This window comes from Coleofasciculus sp. FACHB-542 (assembly GCF_014695825.1).
Classification (GTDB): domain Bacteria; phylum Cyanobacteriota; class Cyanobacteriia; order Cyanobacteriales; family FACHB-T130; genus FACHB-T130.
Genome location: NZ_JACJPB010000032.1, coordinates 1 through 23,599, shown reverse-complemented (window position 1 = coordinate 23,599; position 23,599 = coordinate 1). Strand labels below are relative to the sequence as shown.

The 23,599-nt window shown below is 46.9% G+C and carries 19 protein-coding genes and 3 pseudogenes; 10 read left to right on the top strand and 12 right to left on the bottom strand.

Annotated elements, in window-relative coordinates; translation table 11 throughout:
- The 5 genes and pseudogenes from H6F52_RS10980 to H6F52_RS26100 form a co-directional block, all read right to left on the bottom strand.
- Window positions 1-1,497: a hypothetical protein gene (locus H6F52_RS10980; protein ID WP_190534568.1), complete on the bottom strand. Its 1,497-nt coding sequence runs from the start codon at window positions 1,495-1,497 to the stop codon at window positions 1-3.
- 255 nt (window positions 1,498-1,752) lie between these two features.
- Window positions 1,753-1,931: pseudogene (locus H6F52_RS10975) on the bottom strand (IS1 family transposase); the annotation flags it as partial.
- Between the two features lie 236 nt (window positions 1,932-2,167).
- A pseudogene (locus H6F52_RS25230) lies at window positions 2,168-2,347 on the bottom strand (transposase family protein); the annotation flags it as partial.
- 154 nt (window positions 2,348-2,501) lie between these two features.
- Window positions 2,502-3,695 (bottom strand): PEP-CTERM sorting domain-containing protein, encoded by a 1,194-nt coding sequence (locus H6F52_RS10965; protein WP_190534565.1) that lies wholly within the window; start codon window positions 3,693-3,695, stop codon window positions 2,502-2,504.
- Window positions 3,696-4,330: 635 nt separating this feature from the next.
- Window positions 4,331-4,459: a hypothetical protein gene (locus H6F52_RS26100; protein WP_277881936.1), complete on the bottom strand. Its 129-nt coding sequence runs from the start codon at window positions 4,457-4,459 to the stop codon at window positions 4,331-4,333.
- A gap of 109 nt (window positions 4,460-4,568) precedes the next feature.
- Between H6F52_RS26100 and H6F52_RS10960 the strand changes: the two genes are divergently transcribed.
- Window positions 4,569-5,972 (top strand): sugar porter family MFS transporter, encoded by a 1,404-nt coding sequence (locus tag H6F52_RS10960; protein WP_190534562.1) that lies wholly within the window; start codon window positions 4,569-4,571, stop codon window positions 5,970-5,972.
- 90 nt (window positions 5,973-6,062) lie between these two features.
- Here H6F52_RS10960 and H6F52_RS10955 read toward each other — a convergent pair whose 3' ends face one another.
- Window positions 6,063-7,847, bottom strand: a complete 1,785-nt coding sequence (locus H6F52_RS10955) for an ABC transporter ATP-binding protein (protein ID WP_190432910.1) — start codon at window positions 7,845-7,847, stop codon at window positions 6,063-6,065.
- An 82-nt stretch (window positions 7,848-7,929) separates the two neighbouring features.
- Entirely contained in the window at window positions 7,930-9,672 is a 1,743-nt protein-coding gene (locus H6F52_RS10950) for an ABC transporter ATP-binding protein (RefSeq protein WP_190534560.1), read from the bottom strand.
- 886 nt (window positions 9,673-10,558) lie between these two features.
- Between H6F52_RS10950 and H6F52_RS10945 the strand changes: the two genes are divergently transcribed.
- Window positions 10,559-12,262 carry a bifunctional diguanylate cyclase/phosphodiesterase gene (locus H6F52_RS10945; protein ID WP_190534557.1) on the top strand — a complete coding sequence of 568 codons (1,704 nt, stop codon included), beginning with the start codon at window positions 10,559-10,561 and terminating at the stop codon, window positions 12,260-12,262.
- A 39-nt stretch (window positions 12,263-12,301) separates the two neighbouring features.
- Here the strand turns inward: H6F52_RS10945 and H6F52_RS26095 are convergent, their stop codons facing one another.
- Window positions 12,302-12,433 carry a hypothetical protein gene (locus H6F52_RS26095; RefSeq protein WP_277877551.1) on the bottom strand — a complete coding sequence of 44 codons (132 nt, stop codon included), beginning with the start codon at window positions 12,431-12,433 and terminating at the stop codon, window positions 12,302-12,304.
- A 129-nt stretch (window positions 12,434-12,562) separates the two neighbouring features.
- Between H6F52_RS26095 and H6F52_RS10940 the strand changes: the two genes are divergently transcribed.
- The 3 genes from H6F52_RS10940 to H6F52_RS10930 all read left to right on the top strand — a co-directional run bounded on the left by H6F52_RS10940 (window position 12,563) and on the right by H6F52_RS10930 (window position 15,637).
- The gene (locus tag H6F52_RS10940) at window positions 12,563-13,459 is read left to right on the top strand and encodes an AraC family transcriptional regulator (protein WP_190534554.1); all 897 of its coding nucleotides are present in this window, start codon (window positions 12,563-12,565) and stop codon (window positions 13,457-13,459) included.
- Window positions 13,460-13,550: 91 nt separating this feature from the next.
- Entirely contained in the window at window positions 13,551-15,125 is a 1,575-nt protein-coding gene (locus tag H6F52_RS10935; RefSeq protein ID WP_190534551.1) for an amidase, read from the top strand.
- A gap of 215 nt (window positions 15,126-15,340) precedes the next feature.
- Window positions 15,341-15,637, top strand: coding sequence for an antibiotic biosynthesis monooxygenase (locus H6F52_RS10930; protein ID WP_190534548.1), 297 nt, complete (start codon window positions 15,341-15,343; stop codon window positions 15,635-15,637).
- On the opposite strand, the gene H6F52_RS10925 is transcribed toward H6F52_RS10930, so the two are convergent.
- Together H6F52_RS10925 and pyrC are read right to left on the bottom strand one after the other, a co-directional pair.
- Window positions 15,634-16,254: a heme-binding protein gene (locus H6F52_RS10925; protein WP_190534545.1), complete on the bottom strand. Its 621-nt coding sequence runs from the start codon at window positions 16,252-16,254 to the stop codon at window positions 15,634-15,636. The two genes, H6F52_RS10930 and H6F52_RS10925, sit on opposite strands and share 4 nt — an antisense overlap.
- Before the next feature lie 181 nt (window positions 16,255-16,435).
- Window positions 16,436-17,488, bottom strand: a complete 1,053-nt coding sequence (gene pyrC, locus H6F52_RS10920) for a dihydroorotase (protein ID WP_190534542.1) — start codon at window positions 17,486-17,488, stop codon at window positions 16,436-16,438.
- A gap of 182 nt (window positions 17,489-17,670) precedes the next feature.
- Here pyrC and H6F52_RS10915 point away from each other — a divergent pair, with 182 nt between their 5' ends.
- Window positions 17,671-18,423, top strand: coding sequence for a DUF4336 domain-containing protein (locus H6F52_RS10915; protein WP_190534539.1), 753 nt, complete (start codon window positions 17,671-17,673; stop codon window positions 18,421-18,423).
- 222 nt (window positions 18,424-18,645) lie between these two features.
- Here H6F52_RS10915 and H6F52_RS10910 read toward each other — a convergent pair whose 3' ends face one another.
- Window positions 18,646-19,065: a helix-turn-helix domain-containing protein gene (locus H6F52_RS10910; protein ID WP_190534536.1), complete on the bottom strand. Its 420-nt coding sequence runs from the start codon at window positions 19,063-19,065 to the stop codon at window positions 18,646-18,648.
- A gap of 136 nt (window positions 19,066-19,201) precedes the next feature.
- On the opposite strand from H6F52_RS10910, the gene tmpT reads away from it, so the two are divergent.
- From tmpT to H6F52_RS10890, 4 genes are all read left to right on the top strand, one after another.
- Window positions 19,202-19,840 carry a thiopurine S-methyltransferase gene (tmpT, locus tag H6F52_RS10905; RefSeq protein WP_190412410.1) on the top strand — a complete coding sequence of 213 codons (639 nt, stop codon included), beginning with the start codon at window positions 19,202-19,204 and terminating at the stop codon, window positions 19,838-19,840.
- Between the two features lie 14 nt (window positions 19,841-19,854).
- Entirely contained in the window at window positions 19,855-20,658 is an 804-nt protein-coding gene (locus H6F52_RS10900; protein ID WP_190534533.1) for a sulfite exporter TauE/SafE family protein, read from the top strand.
- 234 nt (window positions 20,659-20,892) lie between these two features.
- Window positions 20,893-21,867, top strand: coding sequence for an aldo/keto reductase (locus tag H6F52_RS10895; RefSeq protein ID WP_190534530.1), 975 nt, complete (start codon window positions 20,893-20,895; stop codon window positions 21,865-21,867).
- A 310-nt stretch (window positions 21,868-22,177) separates the two neighbouring features.
- Complete coding sequence (locus tag H6F52_RS10890; protein ID WP_190534527.1) at window positions 22,178-23,548, top strand: cache domain-containing protein; 1,371 nt, start codon at window positions 22,178-22,180, stop codon at window positions 23,546-23,548.
- Here the strand turns inward: H6F52_RS10890 and H6F52_RS25460 are convergent.
- A pseudogene (locus H6F52_RS25460) lies at window positions 23,504-23,599 on the bottom strand (IS5/IS1182 family transposase); the annotation flags it as partial. The gene H6F52_RS10890 and the pseudogene H6F52_RS25460 overlap by 45 nt on opposite strands.

The window sequence follows — 23,599 nt, the reverse complement described above, 5'->3', positions numbered from 1 at the left end:
TTACATACCCTTAATTGATTCAATTACTGAGGAAACTGATAAAACTTCCAGCTTGGCACGCTCGCCTTTTTTATCAAGTGTTGATTTGAGAGTAGACAGATAATCACGGTTTTCTTCGATAAGTTGATCGCTAACAGCAATAATGCGACGGCGATAAGATGCAAGTCCGCCAATGCTACGATTCAGTTTCAAAGCTAAAGAAACGGGACTGCTGTAAGATTTAGCATCAATCCCAATAGTGCGATCGTTAATTGATATGTCGCACAAATCTGATTCTGGATATAATTCCGCATTTAGCCCTCTTTGTTGTGCAGCATCAAAAATTGCTAACTCATCAATAGCTGGGCCTGTCCAATAGGTGAGAATTTGCGGCTTGGCAATCAGTAAAGAATCTTTTGCTGGGTCTATTTTTTCAGATTTTTGTCCTAAGTTGTGGCTGTAACACAGACGGATCGGACATCGCCCTTCGGGAAAACGTTTTTTGTCAGGATGGGGTCGCATCAATGTGCCACAGTGCATACAACGATCAGCAAATCCTTCAATTAACCAAATATCTGGCACTCGATCAAAAAAATCTACAATTGTCCTTTGTAAAGGCGTGAGGTCATTTTCATCTATATAATCAAATAACTGACGTTCTCCGATCAGGGAATGTTTGCCAAGTAATTTTCTAAGTGCAGTGTAGGCTTTATGCTTACGGCGATCGCCTAAACGCTCAGTAGCTTCTCGTAGCTGATTGTGATAGCGATGTTCAATCACATTATCTTCACCAAAAGCACCGTTCTGATTCGCAATTACTGAACAATCTGAAGTCGGTACACGCAAGTCTGGATCGATTAGAATTACTTCGGAAAATGAAAATTCTTTTTGGCGAAAAATCTTTAAATTCCATTTATCAGAATTCAAAGGATACCGTGCGCGATCTAAAACATTATGAATGCAAGCAGCCGCATCCGTTAACCCTTCTTCAATGTATAGGCGACCCAATTTACACATTGCCCGATAGAGTTCGGGTGGCATAGTATCATCTTGGCGAACAATCTCTTGACCTGGTAGCACACGCTCGTATTGCCGAATAATCCCCTGTGCCAGTAATTCAACAGCAATCTCTGCCAGATCAATCGCTTGGCGGTGTCCTACAGGCAATACTAAAGAAGTTGTTTGCATTACCGCCGCCCACGTAGAATTTTGACCATCAGTTTCCGCAATAATTTGCCTTTCTAGATCGGTGTCTGAGAAAGAAGGTAAAACTTCACCAATTGCTGCTAGTGTCCAACCTCGCTTCAACAGTAGGGCTGTTGCTAATGCTTCTAAAATCTGGCGAAATCTAAATTCTTGCCCTTTGGGTTGGGATAAGAGCTGTTTCGATCTCCATAACCGGACAGTCCGCACGGCAGGCGGTTCTACAGACAACCCAAGCTGCTCAATTTGTCGTTTTAGCTCTTTTGTTAGGTCATCAGCAGTTCCCTGCCACTGACGAATGTCCTCTAAGTACATGATTTTAGTTTACACCGAATAATGTTTACAGTAAACGATGTAAAACAAAGTGTCAATACACGCTGAGAATAGCTGCATGACCAAAGCAGCTATTCTCAGCGTGTATTGTCGTAAAGTAGCTTCTATTGATAACTAATGGTGATGAGATCGCCTGCAATCTCAATCATTGTGTTGCCCGTAAGCAGTGTGCTACTTAAGGGAGCGGAATATAAGTTTGAGCTATAGAAGTAATACACTTTGAACTCTTGGGTAGTCCTAAACAGGTAAGGATGCATTGTAGTGATGAGTAAAGTACAGATGGTTCCAATGTGATTGTCCAACTTCTTCGAAAACGACAACGTTTTTCGTACCAGTCGAGAGACTCTTTAACGTAAGGTGCAATTGAATCGTTCAATCCGATTGGTCAGACCACTTTCCTGACTGACTGCCCGATGCGGCTTGCTCGGCAGCACAGCCGCATAAGCTGCCCCGACTTTTGGGCAAGCAGATTGCACATTGCCGATCAACCAGGAGCAACGATTGCCATAAGGCTTTGGCTCCTGTTTCGGAACGATCGCCAATATGGACACCGACAAGAAACCTCTTGCAAATTAGGTTTGTAGTAAAGGTTGCCAAGGCGAGGAAAATGAGAAAAATCAACACATAAACATTAGACCTCTTGCAAATTAACCTAAGCAGCCCGTTGAGAACGCTCATAATTGTACAAAGCAGCAATGAGATTGCACCGTAATCCAAAGCGTCTGCGCCGATTGCGGTAACGTTCAGCCAAAATTCTGAAAATCTTCCAGCAGCGATTGACGTGCTCAATTACCAGCCGTTCACGAGCTAGTTGGCGATTGTAGGCTTTCTGTTGTACTGTCAGTCATCCCCCCTTCGGTTTCTTGTAGGGTAGGCGACTGCTGGGATGGATCTTTTGCATTCCCCGGTAGTCTTTATCCTGCAAGCTTTCAATTTGGGGATGAAAGTAGAATCCCCGATGCTCGAAACAGCTTAACGCTCTTCTGTCACACTGTATCTTCTGCGTGCAACCAGCGTTCCTTTCGATTGGACTTCCGGAGAAAGATCGCGCAGAATGTACCAAATGCAAAGAAACTTATCGTAGCTGTTGGTTCTGGTACAGACGTAATCGATGTAATTCCAATTGGACGCTGAAGATTACTCTTAGTTGAGACAAAGACTGCACCTTGATTACCTGCCGAAGGTTGAGCATTGTCTGTTACGCTGTCATATCGTAGAATCGCTCCATAATCGTTTTTGGTAAAGTCAAAACCAACAGTAAAGAGGGTATTTCCAATGAAAGTCAGATTGCCAATAAAGTTATTGCTAAAACCTCCAGGGATTGAAGTATAGTCAGTTGGAATGGTCGCTTTTAATGCTCCTGAATTAATGTCATAAGCCCGAAGTCCATTAGCAAAGTCAGTCGCGAACAAATCTCCCTTAGGGCTGAGTGCTAAACCCAAAAAGCTGACGAAGTTGAAACTGTTGGCAAGTGGAGTAGCTGAATCTACTAAAACAGTAGATTGTTTCGTTTTAATGTCATAACTCAATATCTGGCTGGGAAGTCCCTGGCTAAAGTCAGGAACAAACTCTCCAGGTGAAATGATGCCATCTGCGTTAGCATCACCAGGAATGGCAACGCTACCCTGAGTAGAAACGAGCAATTTACCATCAGGTGTAAACAACAAATCATTTGGGCCGTTTAAACCACCAGGTAAGCCATTTCCTGAAGCAAATACATCTACGAATGCACCTGTTGTAGCGTTATAACGCAGAATTGTGTCTGTAAGAAAGCTACTCACGTAAAGATAGCCATCAGGTCCAAATACTATCCCATAGGGACGAGTTAGATTTCCCCCTGAAGCAAATACATCGATAAATGCACCTGTCTTGCCGTTGTAGCGCAATATCTGTCCTGTAGAACTACTACCACTGCTGATATAGAGATTTCCATCAGGACCAAATACTAAATCATCTGGGTTAGATAAGCCACCACTACCAGGGGCAATAAAATCACCCAAAAACTTTCCTGTCTTATCGTCATAACGCACTACATTGTTGGTTTTAGTATTACCAATTAATAAGGCAGCATCTGCTCCAGAAGCTCCAAGGTCTAAAATGGCAGCGGTACTTAAAGTGATTAAAGCTGACAGGTTCAGTAGCTTCATGAATGGTTTAAATGTAAAAGTTTTAATTTTCATAAGGCTCCTCCCATAGATGTAGACTTGTATCTGTTAGACAAAAAATACCTCAAATTTGTCAGTGAAAGCGTAGCTTTACGCAAGATTTACCGTATTTTTGTGTAAGCTTCACTGAAAAAAGTTATTAATTAAACTTGGGATACTGGCGTAAGGTGGAGGAACACCCTTCAGCCCAGCAAACGGATTTTGGAGCGAGTAGGGATGAAATGAAACTGAAATTAACGATCTATCAGAAAGCTAGGGAGTGCTTAATGTTACCGCAAAACGCACTGGTGAACGGACTGATGGTGAAGAGAAATTTGATTCGGTGACACTTGCGATCGCATCCGGTACATGAATGTGTTTTCACAGGTCGTGTAGTCTGTCAATTTGCTTCTAGATAACTCTCCTTGCGATCGCTCTTAAATACTATTTACAACCTGACGCTCCTATATTTTGGGATATTTACTCTTAATCAGGTAGTTATGTTAAGTTTATTCGCTAAATCTTACAGTTTCTTACGTTTTCGTAGGTTTAATCCTAAAGATTGATGCTAGTCAGAAGGTAGGATCAAACAATGTTCTCATGGTGAGAAATAAATTTACATCTTTCTGATAACCCGGTTTATCCCATTTCTCACATTGAACACAGACTAGCTATCGAAGCTGAACCAGGAGAACAATCCGATCGTTGTCTCCGGAGTTCACAAAAGTAGAAATTGCCGTAGTACATAAGCGATCGCGCAACGTACTGGAGGTAATCGCCAAGCGATAGAAAGCTACCACGATAGGTTGCTGGCTATCGCTTGGCAGGCTTTGCGTTTCAAAGTTTGTATGGATGAGCAAATCGAAATCAATTTAGCTTTGCATTTGCGTTTGACTTAGGGATTAACAAATGACTATTCACAACAAACCTGTTATGCCTAAAGCCAGCACATCCTATGTGCTGATGCTGGCGCTGGTAGCTGCGATTGGCGGCTTTTTATTTGGTTTTGATACTGCCGTAATTAATGGTGCGGTAGCCGCTTTAGGAAAAGATTTTCAAGCCGGTAGTGTGGCAACGGGATTCGCTGTTTCCTCCGCACTTTTGGGTTCGGCGGTGGGAGCCTTCTTTGCCGGACAGATCGCCGATCGTTACGGGCGGGTAAAAACGATGATCGTCGCATCTATTCTGTTTTTGATCAGCGCCGTAGGTTCCGGTATTGCCTTTACTATTTGGGATTTCATGGTTTGGCGATTGGTGGGCGGGGTAGCAGTTGGTGCTGCGAGCGTTATCGCCCCCGCCTACATTGCCGAAGTTTCCCCTGCACACCTGCGCGGACGACTCGGTTCTCTCCAGCAACTTGCGATCGTTACCGGGATATTCATTGCCTTGCTGTGCGACTACTTCATCGCTGTTGCTGCTGGTTCCGCCGAAGCGCCCTTCTGGTTTGGAGTCCCGGCTTGGCGTTGGATGTTCTGGACTGAGATCCCAGCTGCCATTGCCTATGCAGTAGGCGCACTGCGGATTCCAGAATCACCCCGCTACTTGGTCGCTCAAGGACGGGACGCAGAAGCGGCTTCGGTTTTGGCAAAGGTTTTGGGTGGAGATGTTGAGGCTAAAGTACAGGAGATTCGGCAGACGGTATTGCGGGAACGCAAACCTCAACTGTCCGATCTCATGGGTAGGCATGGCTTACTCACGATAGTCTGGGTTGGTATTGGGTTATCTGTTCTGCAACAGTTGGTAGGGATTAACGTGATTTTCTACTACAGCAGCGTGCTGTGGCAGGCGGTAGGCTTTTCCGAGAAGGATTCGCTGTGGATTACGGTGATTACCAGTATCACCAATATTGTGACAACGCTAGTCGCGATCGCTTTCGTGGACAAGTTTGGACGCAAACCTCTGCTGATCCTGGGTTCTCTGGGCATGACGCTGACTCTGGGAACGCTGGCGGCAACCTTTGGCAGTGCGCCCCTAGATGCCGCCGGGAACCCCTCCCTAACCGGAAACTCTGGCATCATTGCCTTGCTAGCTGCTAACCTCTACGTCTTCTGCTTCGGCTTCTCTTGGGGACCCGTCGTTTGGGTGATGCTAGGGGAGATGTTTAACAATCGGATTCGCGGGGCGGCACTATCCGTCGCTGCTGCGGCTCAGTGGATTGCCAACTTTGCGGTGTCCACGACCTTTCCCCCTCTCAAGGATGTGGGTTTAGGCTTTGCCTATGGCTTGTATGCAACTGCTGCGGCGATTTCCTTGTTCTTCGTGCTGCTGCTGATCAAAGAAACCAAGGGTAAAGAACTAGAGGAAATGGTGTAGTATCGACTTTCACAGCAGGTTCTTTGGTTATCGGCGGTAATTGAGCAGAGTGCGATCGCGCTAAGTTTTAACCAGTATCCTTGCACCGCCCTATTGAGTAGAATTTGCCCCCAGTTGCAGCGCATAGAGATTGGCATAGACACCTTGTTGAGCGATAAGTTCTGCGTGAGTACCTCGTTCCACAATTTGTCCTTGCTGAATCACTAACACTTGATCGGCTTGCGTCACTGTACTGAGGCGGTGGGCAATCACAAAGCTGGTGCGACTTTGGAGAAGACGCGCGATCGCATCCTGCACCAGCGCTTCTGTGCGAGTATCAATACTACTGGTAGCTTCATCCAGAATCAAAATTCGGGGGTTGATTAATACAGCACGCGCAATACTTACCAGCTGTCGCTGTCCTTGGCTCAGAGGCGCACCCCGTTCTCCCAATTGAGTCGCGTATCCTTGCGGCAAGGAAATGATAAATTCATGCACATTGGCTAATTGCGCCGCTGCTTCAATATCGGCTTGCGTTGCGTGAGGACACCCGAAAGCAATATTTTCTGCAACTGTACCGCTGAACAAAATATTGTCTTGTAAAACAATGCCAATTTGACGGCGCAAACTCGCCTGCGTCACGCTCCGCACATCAATCCCATCAATTTTAACTGCGCCGCCAGACACATCGTAGAAGCGCAGAATTAAGTTAATAATCGTACTTTTACCCGCTCCAGTTGGTCCAACTAATGCAATCATCTGTCCCGGTTGAGCGTGCAGATTCACCCCTTTGAGTACGAGTTGAGTAGGGGTATAGCCAAATGTCACCGCTTCAAATCGCACCTCACCCTGAATAGGCGGCATCTCAGTCGCATTAGGGGCATCATTCAATTGCGAAGGTTCATCTAATAGCAGAAAAATCCGCTCCAAACCTGCCATCGCAGATTGAGCTTGGGTGTAAAACTGGCTGAGAATTTGGATAGGGCGAAAGAACTGCTGAACGTAGAGTAAAAAGGAAGTCACCACCCCCACGGTTGCGGCTCCTGTCACCGCCAGATATCCTCCATACGCCAGCACTGCGGCGGTAGCTAATGTATTGAGAAAATCAATCGACGGCAAAAATGCAGCCGTAATTGCCACTGCTTCAACGTTCGCATCGCGATTGGCTGCGTTGACAACATCAAACTCTTCAATATTGAGTTGGATGCGATTGAATGCTTGTGCTTCCCGGACACTGCTGATACCTTCTTCTAGCTTGGCGGAAAGATCGCCGATTGTCTGCCGCGTGACGCGAAATCTCGCTCTTGCCCAGCGGGAAAACAAGCCAGTCGTGAAAATCATCAATGGCACCGCTAAATTGCTCAGCAAGCCAAGTTTCAGATCGATTGAGAGCATGGCAATAATAATGCCAATTAAGCTGAACGTGTTGCCCAACATTTGGGCAATCGTCTGTCCAAATGCTTGATTCACTGTATTCACATCATTCAGCAAGCGGCTCATCAAATCACCCGCTTCGCTGCGATCGAAAAAGCTGATCGGAAGGCTTTGGATTTTGATAAAAATATCTTGCCGCAGTTGAGCCAGTACGCGCTGCACGATCGAACCCACGCGCATAATCTGTCCTCGAATTGCCCAAACACCGAGGATGTAGATCAGTCCCAGTACCCCCAACATCAATAACAATCCCCGCAGATTTCCCCGCGTAATCAGATTGTCAATAGACCAACCAATCAAGAAGGGGCCAATGGATTGCGTTGCCGCCCCAATCGCCACTAAGGTTAAGGCAATGGGAATTTCTTTCCGATAGGGTCGGAGATATCGTAAAAAGCGCCGCAGGGTTGAGAGTTGGTGAGTTGCTTTTTGCTCGGATGCGACAACGGGACCTGGGACTCTCATTACTACTCCTTACAACTAACTTCTTAACGATACACTTCGTCAACTTTTCTGTTCTTTTAACAAATTTCTCTGATTAAATTACTCAACTTTCAATCTTTCGCTTCACCTGGGACTCCAAAATTGCCCCATAAAGGGGACTATTTTGCATTAACTCTTCATGGGTTCCTTGCGCTACCAATCGTCCTTTATCCATCAACAAAATCCGATCGGCATTCCGCACGGTACTAATGCGTTGAGCGATCGCAAAGGTCGTGCAAGCTTTTTGGCGCATCAGGCGATCGAGTTCCTCCTGAATCTGGGCAGCGGTTCTGGCATCTACGGCAGAAGTGCTGTCATCGAGGATGAGAATGCTGTAATCTGTCAGCAATGTGCGAGCGATCGCGATCCGTTGCTTTTGTCCGCCCGATAAGCCTACACCCCGTTCTCCAACAATCGTTTCGTAACCATCGGGCAAGCTGGTAATAAAGTCATGCATTTGCGTAGCTTTTGCGACTTCAATGACTTGCTCCAAGTCTGCATCAGGCTTAGCATAAGCAATATTCTCGCGGATGGTGCCAGAGAACAGTGTGGTTTCCTGAAATACGATGCCAATATGCGATCGCAAGCTTGTTAGGGTGAAGTCCCGCACATCTCGTCCATCGATGCGAACTGACCCCGCCGTAACATCATAGAAGCGCGGAATCAGGTTGATAATGGTGCTTTTCCCGGAACCAGTCATCCCCAGAATGGCGATGAGTTCTTTCGGTTTAGTTTCAAAGGAAACGCCTTTCAGGGCTTCTGTGGTGGCTCCTGGATAGCGGAACGAGACATTTTCAAATGTAATTCTACCGCCGCAAGTTTCAAAAGGGACAGCACCAGGGCGATCGCGAATTTCAATCTCTGCATCCACCACTTCATAGACTCGTTCGGCAGATGCTGCCGCTTGCGCGATCGCGGGAGCCGCAAATCCTATTAATAAAACGGGTTGAAGAATCAACAGCAAGTAAGAGTTAAACGCTACCAATTCTCCAATTGAAAACCGATTTTCAATGACCTCTGCACCCCCATAGCCGATGACAACTACCGTCACCAAGTTACTGAGCAAAAAGATGAACGGAAAAGTGTTGCGGATGGCGCGAATGGTCTCCATATTGGTCACGATCAAAGCATCATTCAGCGTCGTGTAACGCTTTGCTTCTGCTGATTCTCGGACAAACGCTTTTACCACTCGCACGCCCAGCAGGTTCTCTTGCAATACAGTATTCAGATTACCGAGTTGCTCCTGAACTTGCCCGAACAACCGGCTATTTTTGGTGAGAAATTGCGCCAACAACCACCCTGAGATGGGTACGACTGTTAGCGTAATCAGCGCTAGTTGCCAGTTCATTAACAGCAGGATGGTGGCAATGCTGACAAGTGTTATGACTGCACCGATCACTTGCATCAGGCTCGTACTCAGGAACGTGCGGATTTGCTCAATATCGCTAGTGACGCGAGTTAGCAGTTGAGAAGTCTGGGATTGGTCGTGATAGCTGAAACTGAGGTTTTGAATCTTGCTGAAAATCTTGTTTCGCAGATCGTAGGCAACCCCCTGAGATGCGGTTTCTGCCCAAAAACTTTGTCCGAAGTTAAACAAACCGCGCGCGATCGCAGCAACGACCATCCATCCAGCGCTGTAAAACACAATTTGGAGGTTTCGCTGGGCAATCCCTTCATCGATTCCCCAACGAAACAGTTGGGGAGTGACGGCATAAGCAGCCGTTAAAAGCAAGGAACTGAGCAACGCCCCTATCGAGATCCAACGGTAGGCGATTAAACTTCCTAGCACGCGCTGAAGCGGCTGCATTGATGACTTGTTTTGGAGTTCTGATTGCTGAACCAATAGAATTTACCCTTCTGTATTTAGAAAAGTCTCTCCTGACTAAGATTAACTAAGATTCGATAGAAAAAAGCTGCAATCCTCAAGGACAAGCTGCTTTGCATAACCGTCGCCTCACGCCTCACTCAAGTCGCGATCGCATCATGCACTAAGCCGTAACACTAAGCCGTAAGCCGTCACAATAGAATTCTGGGGCGATCGCATTTCCAGCCCTAAAAGCGCAGACTAACCGAGAATCAAGGATTTTATAACCTGCGTAGCCAGGTTTTGTTTGTGTGCTTGCGATCGCTGTGCGGTTTCAACCACCAGGTTGCAAGATGTGAGGAAACCCACCCATGCCAATACCTCATCTACCCACCTCATCGAAGTCACTGGAAATCTATAGCAATTCTCGTTTGGGTGCCATACATCTATAGCGGCATAGCAATTAAAAAGCCTCTATCGAACGTTAGAACCGCCATCTACTCCACCTAACTGAAAAATGCTGTATATGCGATCGCAATCTTTCCCGGTCGTCCCACGCTCAAAGCATTACACTGAGTAACTTAAACTCTGGCGATCGCTTTCACTTTCCCTAATTTCTCGGAGATAAAAGCTTTATTTATTCTTAATTTTTTTATAAATCAGTGATTATACGGTGAACATTTATGATTTCAAAAATGTACTGTGTAGTGAGATGTATCAAAAATCTAAAATTTTGTTTCAGTGAATACCATATTTAAGGTTATAAATTTAACCTTGCATCGGTTGATTTGAAAGGGAAGTAGTCCTCTATATCTCCAAAATACCAGATATGGTTCTGCCATATTACTTGGTAAGTAATTTGCAAACTTTTAACCCTTGAGCAGCATCTATGAAACTCAATTGCAAGCTTGCCCTGTACTCCTTTCTAGCTCGGTTCGGACTGCTTAAGAAAAGCTATACTGCCAAAATTATGTTGGTGGCATTTTTAGGCACTCACGTACCACTTTTAACCTTATTGATAACTTTCGTTATTTCAAACTCTTATTCCTGGGAAATGACAGTGCGAGTGCTGGTGATTGCTCTGTTGGCTACTTTAGTGGGTACAGCAGCTACTCTGTATGCACTACGCCACCTCCTTGCCCCAGTCATTTTGACATCTGCTGCATTACAAGACTATTTGAATACCAAAAAGTTACCCGAACTGCCTACAGAATTTGCCGATGAAGCAGGCACATTAATGGCAGATACCTCACAAACTCTTCATAAGTTAGATGAATTAATTCACTACATCAGCAACTACGATGGACTGACTGGATTACCTAATCGGGATTTATTCTGCGATCGCTTGCATCAGATAGTATCCCAATCTGAAAACGACCAGCGGCTGGTAGCAGTGGTTTTGTTGGGTATCGACGATTTCACTGATATGAGTCATACATTGGATCGGGAAACCTTAAATTTGCTGTTAAGAGCAGTTGCGCAACGTTTGACAACCTGTATGGGTCAAACAGAGATTCTGGCTCATGTGAGTGGAGATGAATTTGCGATCGCGCTAACGGAAATTCCCTGCTTTGAGAGCGCGATCAAGCTATCCCAGTTGCTAGTAAGTACGCTGGCAAAACCCTTCTTTTTAGAGGGAAACTCGATTCGGATTACCGCCAGTATTGGTATCGCGATTAATGACCTAGAAGATCGTAATGGTGTGGATAAACTGTTGCAAAAGGCTCGTCTGGCGCTATATCAGGCGAAACAACAAGGACGTAGCCAATATCAGTTCTATTCGCCAGAAGTGAATGCTCAGTTGCAGGAACGACTGGTATTAGAAAATGAATTACATGGAGCGGTTGAGCGCAACGAAATGGTGGTTTATTACCAACCCTTGATTGATTTGCATACCAGAAAAATCACGGCAATGGAAGCCCTGGTTCGCTGGCAGCACCCGACGCTAGGGTTGGTTTCTCCAGCTAAGTTTATTCCCATTGCAGAAGCAAATGGTTCGATCGTGCAAATTGGGGAATGGGTTTTGCGAACTGCTTGCGCCCAAACTCGTGCTTGGCAGCTTGCCGGATTCCCTCCAATTCGGATATCGGTAAATCTGTCAGCTCGACAGTTTGAACAACCAAATCTAGTCGAAGTCGTCAACCAAACCCTTGAGGAAACCGGGTTAAAAGCATCTTACCTAGAACTGGAAGTGACTGAAAGCCTCCTCATGGGGGACGTTCAGCGATCTGTTAACACTTTAGATCAATTACGAAACCTGGGTATCTTGCTGGCTTTGGATGATTTTGGCACCGGCTATTCCTCTCTGAACTACTTGAAGCGCTTTCCCGTTACCATGCTCAAGATCGATCGGTCATTTGTGCAGGATGTGACATCTAATCCTGATAGCGCCGCCGTAACCGATGCCATCATTGCCCTCGCAAAGAGCCTGCGGTTGAACATTACAGCAGAAGGCATAGAAACCCAAGAACAGCTTGACTACTTGCAAAGACGGGGGTGTGAAGAAGGTCAGGGGTTCTACTTTAGCCGTCCTGTCCCCGCTGATGCGATCGCCCAAATGCTCCAAGAAAGTTCTCAGCAAGCCGTAGCCTAGAGAAAATCTGGCTAGCTGTTAGACTGCCTCCTTTAATCTCTAGCGATCGCACTTGTTTCGTATTGGGTGAGTGCGATCGCTTTTGGCGTGCAACCACATCCACAACAACTCTCGATCCTCCACGCCTTCAGAAGGCGCAGAGCGATTGGGAGCCTTCGGTTTGGCTCTCATGAATTCCTAGTTGTATTGCAGAAGCTGCTCCATCTTTCTGATGGAATCTTTGTGCGCCTGCGGCTTTTTGTGTCGATGAACTAGGCGATCGATATTGATACACTAGGCATGTAGGGATGAGTTCACCCCATGCCAGAAGCCAAACCTAGAGCGATCGCTAACGAAGACGATCTCATCCAAATCTGCGATCGCTCGCCAATTCTCACCAGTCTTCATGCGGGTTGGAATGGCATTTTCCTGGGACATTTCCGCACACCCGCCTTTGAATCTCCTGAAGTTTGCAGTCCCTTTTGGCATGGTCTTCTCATTTTCCCAAAAACCGATGCTCCAATTCAGGCACGGCGAACCCTAGACGGAAAAATTCGGCATGAGCAAGTCGTTGAAGGGGATATAGTCATTACTCCTGCCCAAGTTAGTCATCGTTCTTGTTGGAATGCAGAACATGACTTTATCGTTATGGCTATTGCTTCTGATGTTTTCGCTCGTGCTATTGACGAATCGGCTGAATCTTCTAACGTTGAGCTATTGCCTCAGTTCGCCATATCTGACGGGCTAGTTCTGCAAATTGGGCTGGCACTTAAGCAAGTGTTAGAAAACAATCCTCAAGGGAGTCGTCTCTACGCTGAGACGATGGCTAATGCTCTAGCGGTTCACCTGTTACAAAACTACTCAGCACGCCAACCTATTCTACGTGACTATAATGGCGGTCTTTCCAAACACCAATTGCGGCAAGTCATTGACTACATTAATGGGCATCTCGACCGAGATTTAGGTTTAGCGGAACTGGCGAAAATCGTGCAGATGAGTCCCCATTATTTCACTCGCTTGTTTAAACAATCAACGGGCTTGACTCCGCATCAATATGTGATTCGCCGTCGAGTCGAACGGGCTAAAGAATTACTCCTAAACGGAGAACTCAGTATTGCAGAGGTAGCCTACAGCGTTGGTTTTGCCAACCAAAGCCATCTCAACCGTCACTTGAAACGTCTGCTAGGCGTGACTCCCAGACATATCCGACAAGGATAGCAAGAACGTACAACAAATTGGACGAATCTACAAGACGCTCTGGATTAGAAAGGTAATTCTGAGTAATGTAGAGTTACAAGGTGAGCGGCAAATGGATACCGTTAAAATTCCTTCCGCTATTGTTGGCAGTAGCGCCACAGAAATTACTCAAAAAATTGCGGCTGGAGAACTTTCTGCTAGTGAAGTCGTTGAGGCGCACATTCAACGCATTGAAGAGGTTAATCCTCGCTTAAATGCTGTTATTATCCCTCTATTTGAGCAAGCGCGATCGCAAGCAAAAGCTGCTGATGAAGCTCGTTCTAGGGGAGAAACACTGGGACTATTACACGGAGTTCCCATCACTATCAAGGAGTCCTTTGATGTAGCGGGAACTGTCTCCAACATGGGAATTTCTGCTCTCAGCCAAACGGCAAAGCAGGATGCGCCACTGGTCAAAAGACTGCAACAGGCAGGAGCGATTATTTTAGGCAAAACCAATGTCCCCCAGTTGCTAGCATCTAACGAATCGGATAACCCCATCTACGGTCGCACCGTGAATCCCTGGAATCCGGAACGCTCTCCAGGGGGAAGCAGTGGTGGTGAGGCGGCGATTATCGCGGCTTTGGGTTCGTGTTTTGGCTTGGGGAGTGATATTGGCGGCAGCGTTCGGATGCCTGCTCATGCCTGTGGGATTTCCAGCCTGAAACCCACATCGAATAGGTTATCGATGGTCGGTCACATACCCCTGTTACCCGGTCAAGAAGCGATACTGGCACAACCCGGCCCAATGGCACGGACTGTCGCTGACTTGAACCTGGCGATGAAAGTTCTGGCGGTACCGGGACAGGAAGCGTTTGACCCCAGTATTCCACCCGTACCTTGGCGCGAACCGTCTGATGTCAAAGTGGAGAATTTGCGAATCGCTTTTTTCACTGACAATGGCATCATTACTCCTTCCCCTGCCGTGCGACGTGCGGTGAGAGAAGCTGCTGTTTCGCTTGAAAAACGTGGTGCGATCGTCGAAGAGTGGACACCTCCAGACTTGCTTAAAGCTTTACAGTTATACCTCCAACTCTATGGTGCAGATGGCTTAGTAACCTCGAAAAGGCAGTTAGGTAACAGCAAACGGCATCCACAAATTAATCAGACCATTCAAACAGCTTCTCTGCCAAAACCTTTACTCAGAGTTATTGCCGCAATTTCTGGATTGATGGGTCAGTCGCTCATCGCTAAGCTTTCCCCTTATATGGGCGAAGTATCCGTCAGCGAATATTGGCAAACGATTGATGAACGTAACCGCTACCGTGCAGCTTTTATGGCAGCAATGGAAGCTAAACAATTGGATGCGATACTCTCTCCAGTTTGCGCTCTGCCAGCACTGACTCATGGCAGTAGTAATTATTTACTCCAAGATGCGACTTATACTATCCCGTACAATTTACTGGGTATGCCCGCAGGCGTGGTATCCGTCACGCGGGTGCGTCCGGGTGAAGAAAGCGATCGCTTACCTAGTACACAGTTAAGTGAGCAAACAGCTTCCAAAGTAGAACAAGGGAGTGTTGGGTTACCTGTGGGCGTACAAGTTGCAGCGCGTCACTGGCGTGAAGATATTGTTTTAGCCGTGATGGCAGCAATAGAAGAACATTTCCAGTCGCAACCCGACTATCCGGTTCATCCACCTGTTTAGGTTAGGCTGACATCTTGCACCCGTTGCATCACCCGCCAGAGGTTCAAACCCCTAGCTAATAGCTTAAGTCCACTTCAGTGGACTGATGATGTATTGAGTATCGTTCATACACTCTCGACTGCACCAATCTTACTGAAGAGAAAGCGATGCTGTGAAAGCCGCCGCTACTTGATAGCACCTTGTACGATAGTATCCGTGATAAAAACATCCAGCCCATGATACTAGAGGTTGCCATCCTTGATGTTAAACCCAGTATGGTTAATGAGTTTGAAACTGCTTTTAAAACAGCCTCAAGCATCATTTCGTCCATGCCAGGGTATATTTCTCATGAACTCCAACGTTGCTTAGAAACCACGAACCGCTATATTCTACTTGTGCGCTGGCAGACGTTAGAAGATCACACCATTGGGTTTCGACAATCGCCAGAGTACCAACAGTGGCGTTCCTTGTTGCATCACTTCTATGACCCGTTCCCAACAGTGGAACACTATGAAGTCGTTGCTTTTCGCTAGCCATCTACCCGACGAATCGGAATTTGGATTTCACTGCGCTTAACAGGTTCGGGGACATAGGGAGCATCGTAGAAGAAGCGGCGAGGTGAGCCGACGACAGTCCACTCCGGGTGCTGCGCTAACCACTCTCGTAACCGCTCTATGTTCTTTTGGTAGCTAGAGTAATCGTAACTGCCTTTTAGCCCAAGGCTGACGACTGTCATGGGTGCGATGTCTTCTACCTGAATGTTTTGTGCAATCTCAGAAGGGTAGATGTCAGTGCTGCGGTAGAGGAATGAAACAAGCGCTTCACCCCGTTCATTGGATGCGCCCATCTCACTGGCTTCTAGGGTGTTAACTGGATAACGGGTTTCTACCGGAGCCGTCATGGAGATATTGTTAGAGCTGATGTGGCGATAGAGAGGGTCAAAAGCTCTATTAGCTGCCATTGAGAGTTCTCCTGAATAGCGAACTGTGGCAGAACGGTATGCGGGATATTGTTTGACTTCAATTTGCCCTTCTGGTGTTGGAGGTGGAAATCCTTCTGGCAAGGGAGCGGCGGTAGCACTGTAGGCGAAAAATGCGATCGCAACTACTACCAGGATTCCTACGGGGAATAATATGTTCTCTAGCTTCACAGGGAACCTCAGAAATTCATCCTATTCTCAGTCTGGCAGTTTTTCATGCGAGCAGGGTTTCACCTTCCTTGCACAGCGCAATCATGCGATCGCAATTTCCCTCTCGACACAGTACCTATCTTACCTTTACCCATCAGCTCCGAACCTAAGGAATAGCGTGTCTATAACACGATTGCCTAAATCAATTAGCCTCAGCTATGCTAGCGTCAAGCATTTGCCACGTCATCTCCTGACCTGCCCGTAAAGGCACAAGTCCAGATTCAGTAAATGGCAATTCATCGGGAACGCGCCAGGTCGTTCTGGTCAAGGTAATCTGTTCGGTATTGCGCGGGAGTTGATAAAAATCTGGCCCATAGAAGCTAGCGAAAGCTTCAAGTTTATCGAGTGCATCAACGCTCTCAAAAGCTTCTGCATATAACTCCATAGCATGCAGAGCCGAATAGCAACCCGCACAGCCACAGGAACTTTCTTTGCCATTGCGGGGATGGGGAGCGCTATCGGTGCCCAGAAAAAACTTAGGATTACCAGAGGTTGCTGCTTGCAAAAGCGCCAAGCGATGCTCCTCGCGCTTCAAAATTGGCAGGCAATAGAAATGGGGGCGAATGCCACCTTGAAATAGGATATTGCGGTTAAACAATAGATGTTGTGGCGTAATCGTTGCAGCGATATTGTTGGCAGACAGGACATACTGCACAGCATCTGAGGTGGTAACGTGTTCAAGCACCACGCGCAGGTTGGGAAATCGCTGCTTGAGAGGGATCAAATGTTGCTCGATAAACGCTTTCTCGCGATCGAACATATCAACATCTTGATCCGTCACTTCCCCGTGCAGTAATAAAGGCAGGTCTACCTGCTGCATCGCTTCAAAAACGCGATCGCACTGACGAATGTCCGTCACCCCGAAGTCTGAGTTGGTCGTGGCACCGGCTGGGTAGTACTTTACCGCTTTGACAAACTGGGATTCTTTAGCCCGGATAATTTCTTCGGGGCTGGTGTTGTCGGTGAGGTAGAGCGTCATCAGTGGCTCAAACTGTTTGCCAGCCGGAATCGCTGCGAGGATGCGATCGCGATAAGCCGCAGCATCAGCTACCGAGCGTACTGGGGGCTTCAAGTTTGGCATGATGATAGCGCGGGCAAACTGACGCACCGTGTGGGGCAGAACCGCTTTCAGCGCTGCACCGTCACGTAGATGTAGATGCCAGTCGTCAGGTTGGGTAATCGTAAGCTTTTGCATCACTCAATTATAAAACCGCGAGTGCTTTAGCAAGGAAGACCAAGCTAACAACGCCCAGGCACACTGCCTACCAACAGATAATCGGTTTGATGCAGAGGTTACTTGCGGTAGGTGATGGGCACTGCTAGCCTACTTTTATACCCCACGCTAGAGCAGCAAGCCTTTACCTTCCTTTCATAGCTATGAGCAACGACGCGATCGCACTTTATGAACCAATCAACCTTCTGAAACAGGTTGACGAAGATATTTGGATCGTAGATGGTTCCATCGTGCAGATGGCAATGTATGGAGCAAAGGTGCCCTTCCCAACCCGAATGACGATTGTGCGACTGAACACTGGTGACCTATGGTGCCATTCACCAACAGAATTGACTCCAGAACTGAAAGCTCAAATTGACTCCCTCGGTTCACTGCGCCACCTCATTTCGCCCAACAAAATCCATTACGCCCATATCGGTGCTTGGGCTAGCGCTTATCCAGAAGCTGTAGCATGGGCATCTCCAGGTGTTCGCGATCGCGCCACGCAGCAGAAAATTGCCGTGGATTTTGATGCTGACTTGGAAGATGAACCACCACGTGAGTGGGTAGCAGACCTAGACCAATTAATCTTTCGTGGCGGTCGATTTATGGAAGAAGTCGTCTTTTTCCACCGCAAGAGTGCCACTCTCATCCTTGCCGATCTCATCGAAAACTTTGAACTAAATAAAGTAAGTCAGCAGTTGCATTGGCTACTTAAATTAGGGGGTGTTGCCGATCCGGATGGAAAACTCCCATTGGATTTGCGAATGACATTTCTCGGGAAAAAGGAACAGGCACGTAGCTGCTTACAGCGAATACTTCAGTGGAACCCTGAAAAAGTTATCCTATCCCACGGTCGTTGGTATGAGAATAACGGTACTGCTGAATTGCGTCGCGCTTTTCGCTGGCTTGAATAAGGTTTAGACGACAGCAAGCTAACACTTTAATGAAGCGGATAGTGTAAAGGATCTCATGCTTAGTTTCACTTGGATCTACCGTCGCTCACTTTTGCCGTTAGCCAGCAAGCATTTAGGCCGTTATTAAACTAAATTGTCTAACTGAACGTATTGTGAAGGGCTAGGTTAAGCATTTCTAAAAGCATTTAATATCGTTTGCATTACTTTTTCTGAGCCTCTTGCTTAAAGCTTATTGTCCTTCAATTTATTGGGTTGCCTAAAACGATTTTTACCAGCAATATGCAGGAGCCGCAAGAATTTTGGACATTCAAAATGGTTGGGCGCAGTGCAAGCTGCCGCGTGGCGGAGACCATCGCGCATCGCAGTCAGTTCTTTAATCTTTTTATCCAACTCATCTGCCTTTGCTAAGAGCAGCATTCTATTGATTTCAGGGACTTCAGGCGTAAACATTTCACGAATCTCATCGAGGGAGAAACCGGCGTTGCGCCCCAAGGAAATCAAAGCGAGCCGTCCTATGACACTGGCATCAAAGAGCCTCCGTAAGCCATTTCTGCCGTTCGACTGGATCAGTCCTTTTTCCTCATAAAATCGTAGCGTTGAGGTCGGTAATCCAGAAGCCTTTGAGACCTCAGTGATATCCATGATTTTCTTGGTGCAACGACTGCTTGACTTCAAGTCAACTTGAAGTTGTATCGTATATTCAAACACAAATAAGCACAAGGCTGACGCGATCGGTTTGTGGCAGATGATGGATACCTTGAGCAATGGAGGCGTTGATATGGAAGCAAGTTTTTGGCAGCAAAAATGGGAAGCGGGAGATATTGGTTTTCACCAAAGTGAGGAAAACCCATTCCTTGTCGAACATTTTGAAAAATTAAATGTGGCGAAGGGCGGTCGTGTATTTCTACCGTTGTGTGGCAAGACGCGCGATCTTGCATGGTTGCTTAATTGTGGTCATCGAGTGGTTGGTGCAGAGTTAAGCGAACTTGCAATTAACGAATTGTTTAACGACCTGGGAGTCAAGCCAAAAATCTCCAGAGTTGGTAAATTAACCCACTACTCCGCCAAGGATATCGACATATTTGTTGGCGATATTTTTGATGTGTCTGCTGAAGTTCTTGGGCCGGTTGACGCGGTATATGACCGCGCAGCGTTGGTTGCAATGCCTGAAAATAGGCGTCATCAATATACGTCACACTTGATGGAAATCACCCACGCGGCACCGCAGTTGCTGATTTCTTACGAATACAATCAACAACTCATGGATGGCCCTCCATTCTCAGTCGGTGAAGCAGAAGTAAAACACCATTATGCGTCTGCTTATCAATTGAACTCTGTTGAAAGCAGGGAAATCACTGGTGGATTAAAGGGAAAAGTTGCAGCAATTGAGAGGATTTGGTTGCTCAAAAGATTCTAAAAAGTTAGGTTGATATGCTGAGTATTGAATGGATGTTGTTGTACATCTTGTTGGGTTTCTTTGTCGGTTTTATGGCAGGCTTACTGGGGGTTGGTGGCGGTGGAATACTCGTTCCCCTGCTAGTATCCATTTTTAGTAACCAGGGTATCAGTGCAGATAACGTCGTTCATTTGGCGTTAGGAACAACATTGGCTTGCACGATCATTTCTTCAATCGCAAGTATTCGCGCCCATGCTGCTCAAGGAACTGTATTGTGGAAGGTGGTTTACGGGATGGCACCCGGCATTGTGGTGGGTGCCTTTCTGATTACCCGCATCGCCGCCAAGGTCAACTCAGCTTACATCGCTATATTCTTTGCGCTGTTTATGGCTCTGGTGGCGGGTCAGATGTTTCTGAATTGGCAACCGAAAGCCAGCGGAAAGCCGACTAAGTTACGTGGCTTATTGCTAGCGGGAACAGGCATTGGATCGGTATCCGCTCTTGCTGCGGTGGGGGGTGGTTTTTTAACAATCACTTACCTCAGCTATCAGAATATGGAGATGAAAAAGGCGATTGGTACTTCATCTGCAATTGGATTTCCCATTGCGATCGCAGGTACTGTTGGGTACATAATGACTGGCTGGTCTCAAACATTGAGCGTTCCCTATACGATTGGCTTTATCTATGTGCCAGCATTTTTGGTAATCGCGATCGCAAGTTCGATTGCAGCTCCCTATGGTGCTCGCTACTCTCATCGTTTACCTGAGACTCATTTGAAGAAGATATTCGCCGTTCTCTCGCTGGTTCTGAGTATCAAGATGCTTTTCTCAGTTGTTTAGTCTTGACTTAAGAGTGTTCCTCAGAAGTGTGTAGTTAGGTATTTACAGCAAAGCACAGAACCAGCCCATGACCCACCGACCGGATTTAGACAATTTATTGAGAATGAAAGGCAGCTAGCGGTGGGTAAATGGAAACTTAGGAACAGAAATCGATGGGCAGATGCTGTGACGGTCAGTAGGATTAGGATGGAGACAGGTTGACCTGTTCACCGCTCCCTCTAGCTTCAGACGCTAATGCATACCTACACGCTGCCGGGCACGAATTTGAGCGTTTCGCGAGTTGCCTATGGCTGCATGAATATTGGCGGCACTTGGGATGATACACCGCTTTCTACAGATGTGAGGGAAAGTGCATATCGGGCTATTCAGGCAGCTCTGGAAACAGACATTACCCTGTTTGACCATGCAGATATTTACACGCGGGGCAAGTCAGAGCAGGTGTTTGGTGATGTGCTCAAAGCCTCGCCAGGTTTGCGTGAGCAAATTGTGCTTCAGTCGAAGTGCGGTATTCGTTTCGCGGGAGATCCTCAGCCAAGCGACCCCCAGCGCTACGACTTTAGCTATGAGCACATCGTCGCGTCAGTGGAAGGCAGTTTGCAAAGACTGCAAACCGACTACCTCGATATTCTGCTGCTGCATCGCCCCGATCCGCTGGTAGAAACCGAGGAAGTCGCACGAGCCTTTGATGCGTTGCAGACGGCGGGCAAGGTGCGCTACTTCGGGGTCAGTAATCATACAGCGGGGCAGATTGAGCTATTGCAAAAGAGCGTGGGGCAACCGCTGCTGATCAATCAGGTGGAGCTAAGCCTGTTGCACTCGTATTTGATTGACGAGGGCATTGTTGCAAACATGTCTGGCGTCAGCTCGGCCTTGGCAACCGGAACGCTGGACTACTGCCGCAGCCACAACATCTTGATACAGGCTTGGGGACCGCTAGCAGGGGGCAAGCTTTTCAAACCCAACGCAGAAGCCGATCTGGCGTTGAGCAAGATGGCTCCACTGGTGGGTCAGTTGGCTGAAGCAAAGCAGACAAGTCGTGAGGCCATTGTTCTCGCTTGGCTGTTGCGCCATCCTGCGGGCATTCAACCGATTGTGGGGTCAACTAAACCAGAACGGATTGCAGCGTGCGCTTTAGCCGATGAAGTCGCTTTGACGCGGGAAGAGTGGTACTCGTTGTTTACAGCAGCGAGGGGTGGGCGGGTTCCCTAAACAGGGGTGGGGCCGATGCTCTCGATGGAAGTTGCGATCGCACGCTGAGCAGCGGAGCACTCCTTATGCTGCATGTACGCCCTCTGTTATGCAATGCCTATCTTCGCGACGACGGCGAGGCATAGGCGACCTTCTAATATTTGAGTTAATTTTGACCGCTTCACAAATTAATTTACAGTCTCAGGTGCCGCTTACTCAGTATTAGCACAACTCTCAGTATTATTTCAAATTGTAAGGATTCTTACTAAGTTTAGATAGTTTGTGGGCAGCTTAATTAAGCTGAAACATAACTGTTAACTTAAAACTATAAATGTTTGACTTTCATTCTCCTACAAAACAAGGCTCTCAGAGTCAAAAATCCTTATCTTCTCAAGCTAAAACGAAAAAATCACTTGCTCGTCGAACACTTATTCAAATTGCGTTTAGTGTTACGGCTGTTATTGTTGGCTCAACAGCGATTAGCTACTTTCAGATTGTTTCTACTCTCAAGTCGCAGACGTTAGACCAACTCAAGAGTCATGTAATAGAGCGAGGTCAACGAGAACAAAGTATCTTTTTAATGGCAGAAGATAACCATGCCATCTTTAAGGAGGAGTGGCTACGACGCTTGGAAAATACTGATAGCGAAGGCGTAAAAGCTCGCTTCGATCAGCTATTTGTGCGTTTTCCCGATGGGGCAACCCGCAATCGCCCCAACTTGTTCGATGGCAAACGGCAAGCAGGCGTGTTCATTGATAAGCCAGTTCTAATCAATGATGACATTCGCCGTCGCGTAGTAACGTCCTACGATTTAATCAATGCCTATGGTCCACCCTGGCATAATCGCTTTCCGGATCTCTACCTGAATATGCCAGAGAATATTGCTGTTATTTACTGGCCTGATTATCCAACATGGGCACAGGATGCCCCCGTTGGCTTTGACTTATCCAAGGAAGAATATGTGTGGGTTGGTGACCAGAAGCACAATCCAGCCAGAGAAACGGTTTGGTCGGGGGCTCAAATCGATGGGGTTGCTAAAATCTGGATTCTTTCTTGTGTAACGCCTATCTACTCTAATGACAGAATCATCGGTACTCTTGGACAGGATGTATTACTGAATGATTTATTTAAGCGAACGATCGAGGCGCACATTGAAGGCGGTTATAACCTAATTTTTCGAAAAGATGGTCGCCTGATTGCTCATCCGCAATTGATGGAGCAAATTCAGCAACAAAAAGGTGAGTTTAAAATTCTTGAATCAGGAGACACTCAGCTAAAACGTATTTTTGAGGCGGTCACAAATAAAGCAACCGATCAAGTCGTCATCGATAATCCGAACGAGAGCAATTACTTAGCTGTCACTACGCTACAGGGACCTGATTGGTACTTTGTTACCGTTTTACCCAAAGCAATTTTGGCTGAAAAAGCGATCTCGCTAGCTCGCTTTACGTTGTTTCTAGGCTTTGGCTCCCTCATGATTGTTGTAGCAATTGTGTTTTGGGTTTTACGTCGGCGCATTGCAACTCCTTTAGAAGAAATCACTGTTGCAACGAATCGAATTGCCAATGGAGAGTTTCAGGTGGTTCTTGATGACAGCAGCCAAGATGAGTTAGGTCGGTTAGCACAGGCATTCAACACAATAGACCTCCTGCATGAATCAGGAGGCATGTGCCAGTTCGTAGTTCAGCAAGCCAGCAATTAGGTTTAAGCGCAAACCAAATCTCTGCCTGCGATTGCGATAACGTCCTGAAAA

Bases quoted from the DNA above. Each gene is read 5' to 3' on its own strand.
- H6F52_RS10895 (WP_190534530.1), top strand. From the start codon at position 20,893: ATGCATACCTACACGCTGCCGGGCACGAATTTGAGCGTTTCGCGAGTT.
- H6F52_RS10945 (WP_190534557.1), top strand. From the start codon at position 10,559: ATGAAACTCAATTGCAAGCTTGCCCTGTACTCCTTTCTAGCTCGGTTC.
- tmpT (WP_190412410.1), top strand. From the start codon at position 19,202: ATGGAAGCAAGTTTTTGGCAGCAAAAATGGGAAGCGGGAGATATTGGT.
- H6F52_RS10980 (WP_190534568.1), bottom strand. From the start codon at position 1,497: ATGTACTTAGAGGACATTCGTCAGTGGCAGGGAACTGCTGATGACCTA.
- H6F52_RS10890 (WP_190534527.1), top strand. From the start codon at position 22,178: ATGTTTGACTTTCATTCTCCTACAAAACAAGGCTCTCAGAGTCAAAAA.
- H6F52_RS10955 (WP_190432910.1), bottom strand. From the start codon at position 7,847: ATGAGAGTCCCAGGTCCCGTTGTCGCATCCGAGCAAAAAGCAACTCAC.
- H6F52_RS10910 (WP_190534536.1), bottom strand. From the start codon at position 19,065: ATGGATATCACTGAGGTCTCAAAGGCTTCTGGATTACCGACCTCAACG.
- H6F52_RS10950 (WP_190534560.1), bottom strand. From the start codon at position 9,672: ATGCAGCCGCTTCAGCGCGTGCTAGGAAGTTTAATCGCCTACCGTTGG.
- H6F52_RS10940 (WP_190534554.1), top strand. From the start codon at position 12,563: ATGCCAGAAGCCAAACCTAGAGCGATCGCTAACGAAGACGATCTCATC.
- H6F52_RS10915 (WP_190534539.1), top strand. From the start codon at position 17,671: ATGAGCAACGACGCGATCGCACTTTATGAACCAATCAACCTTCTGAAA.
- H6F52_RS10930 (WP_190534548.1), top strand. From the start codon at position 15,341: ATGATACTAGAGGTTGCCATCCTTGATGTTAAACCCAGTATGGTTAAT.
- H6F52_RS10900 (WP_190534533.1), top strand. From the start codon at position 19,855: ATGCTGAGTATTGAATGGATGTTGTTGTACATCTTGTTGGGTTTCTTT.
- H6F52_RS10965 (WP_190534565.1), bottom strand. From the start codon at position 3,695: ATGAAAATTAAAACTTTTACATTTAAACCATTCATGAAGCTACTGAAC.
- H6F52_RS10960 (WP_190534562.1), top strand. From the start codon at position 4,569: ATGACTATTCACAACAAACCTGTTATGCCTAAAGCCAGCACATCCTAT.
- H6F52_RS10935 (WP_190534551.1), top strand. From the start codon at position 13,551: ATGGATACCGTTAAAATTCCTTCCGCTATTGTTGGCAGTAGCGCCACA.
- pyrC (WP_190534542.1), bottom strand. From the start codon at position 17,488: ATGCAAAAGCTTACGATTACCCAACCTGACGACTGGCATCTACATCTA.
- H6F52_RS26095 (WP_277877551.1), bottom strand. From the start codon at position 12,433: ATGAGAGCCAAACCGAAGGCTCCCAATCGCTCTGCGCCTTCTGAAGGC.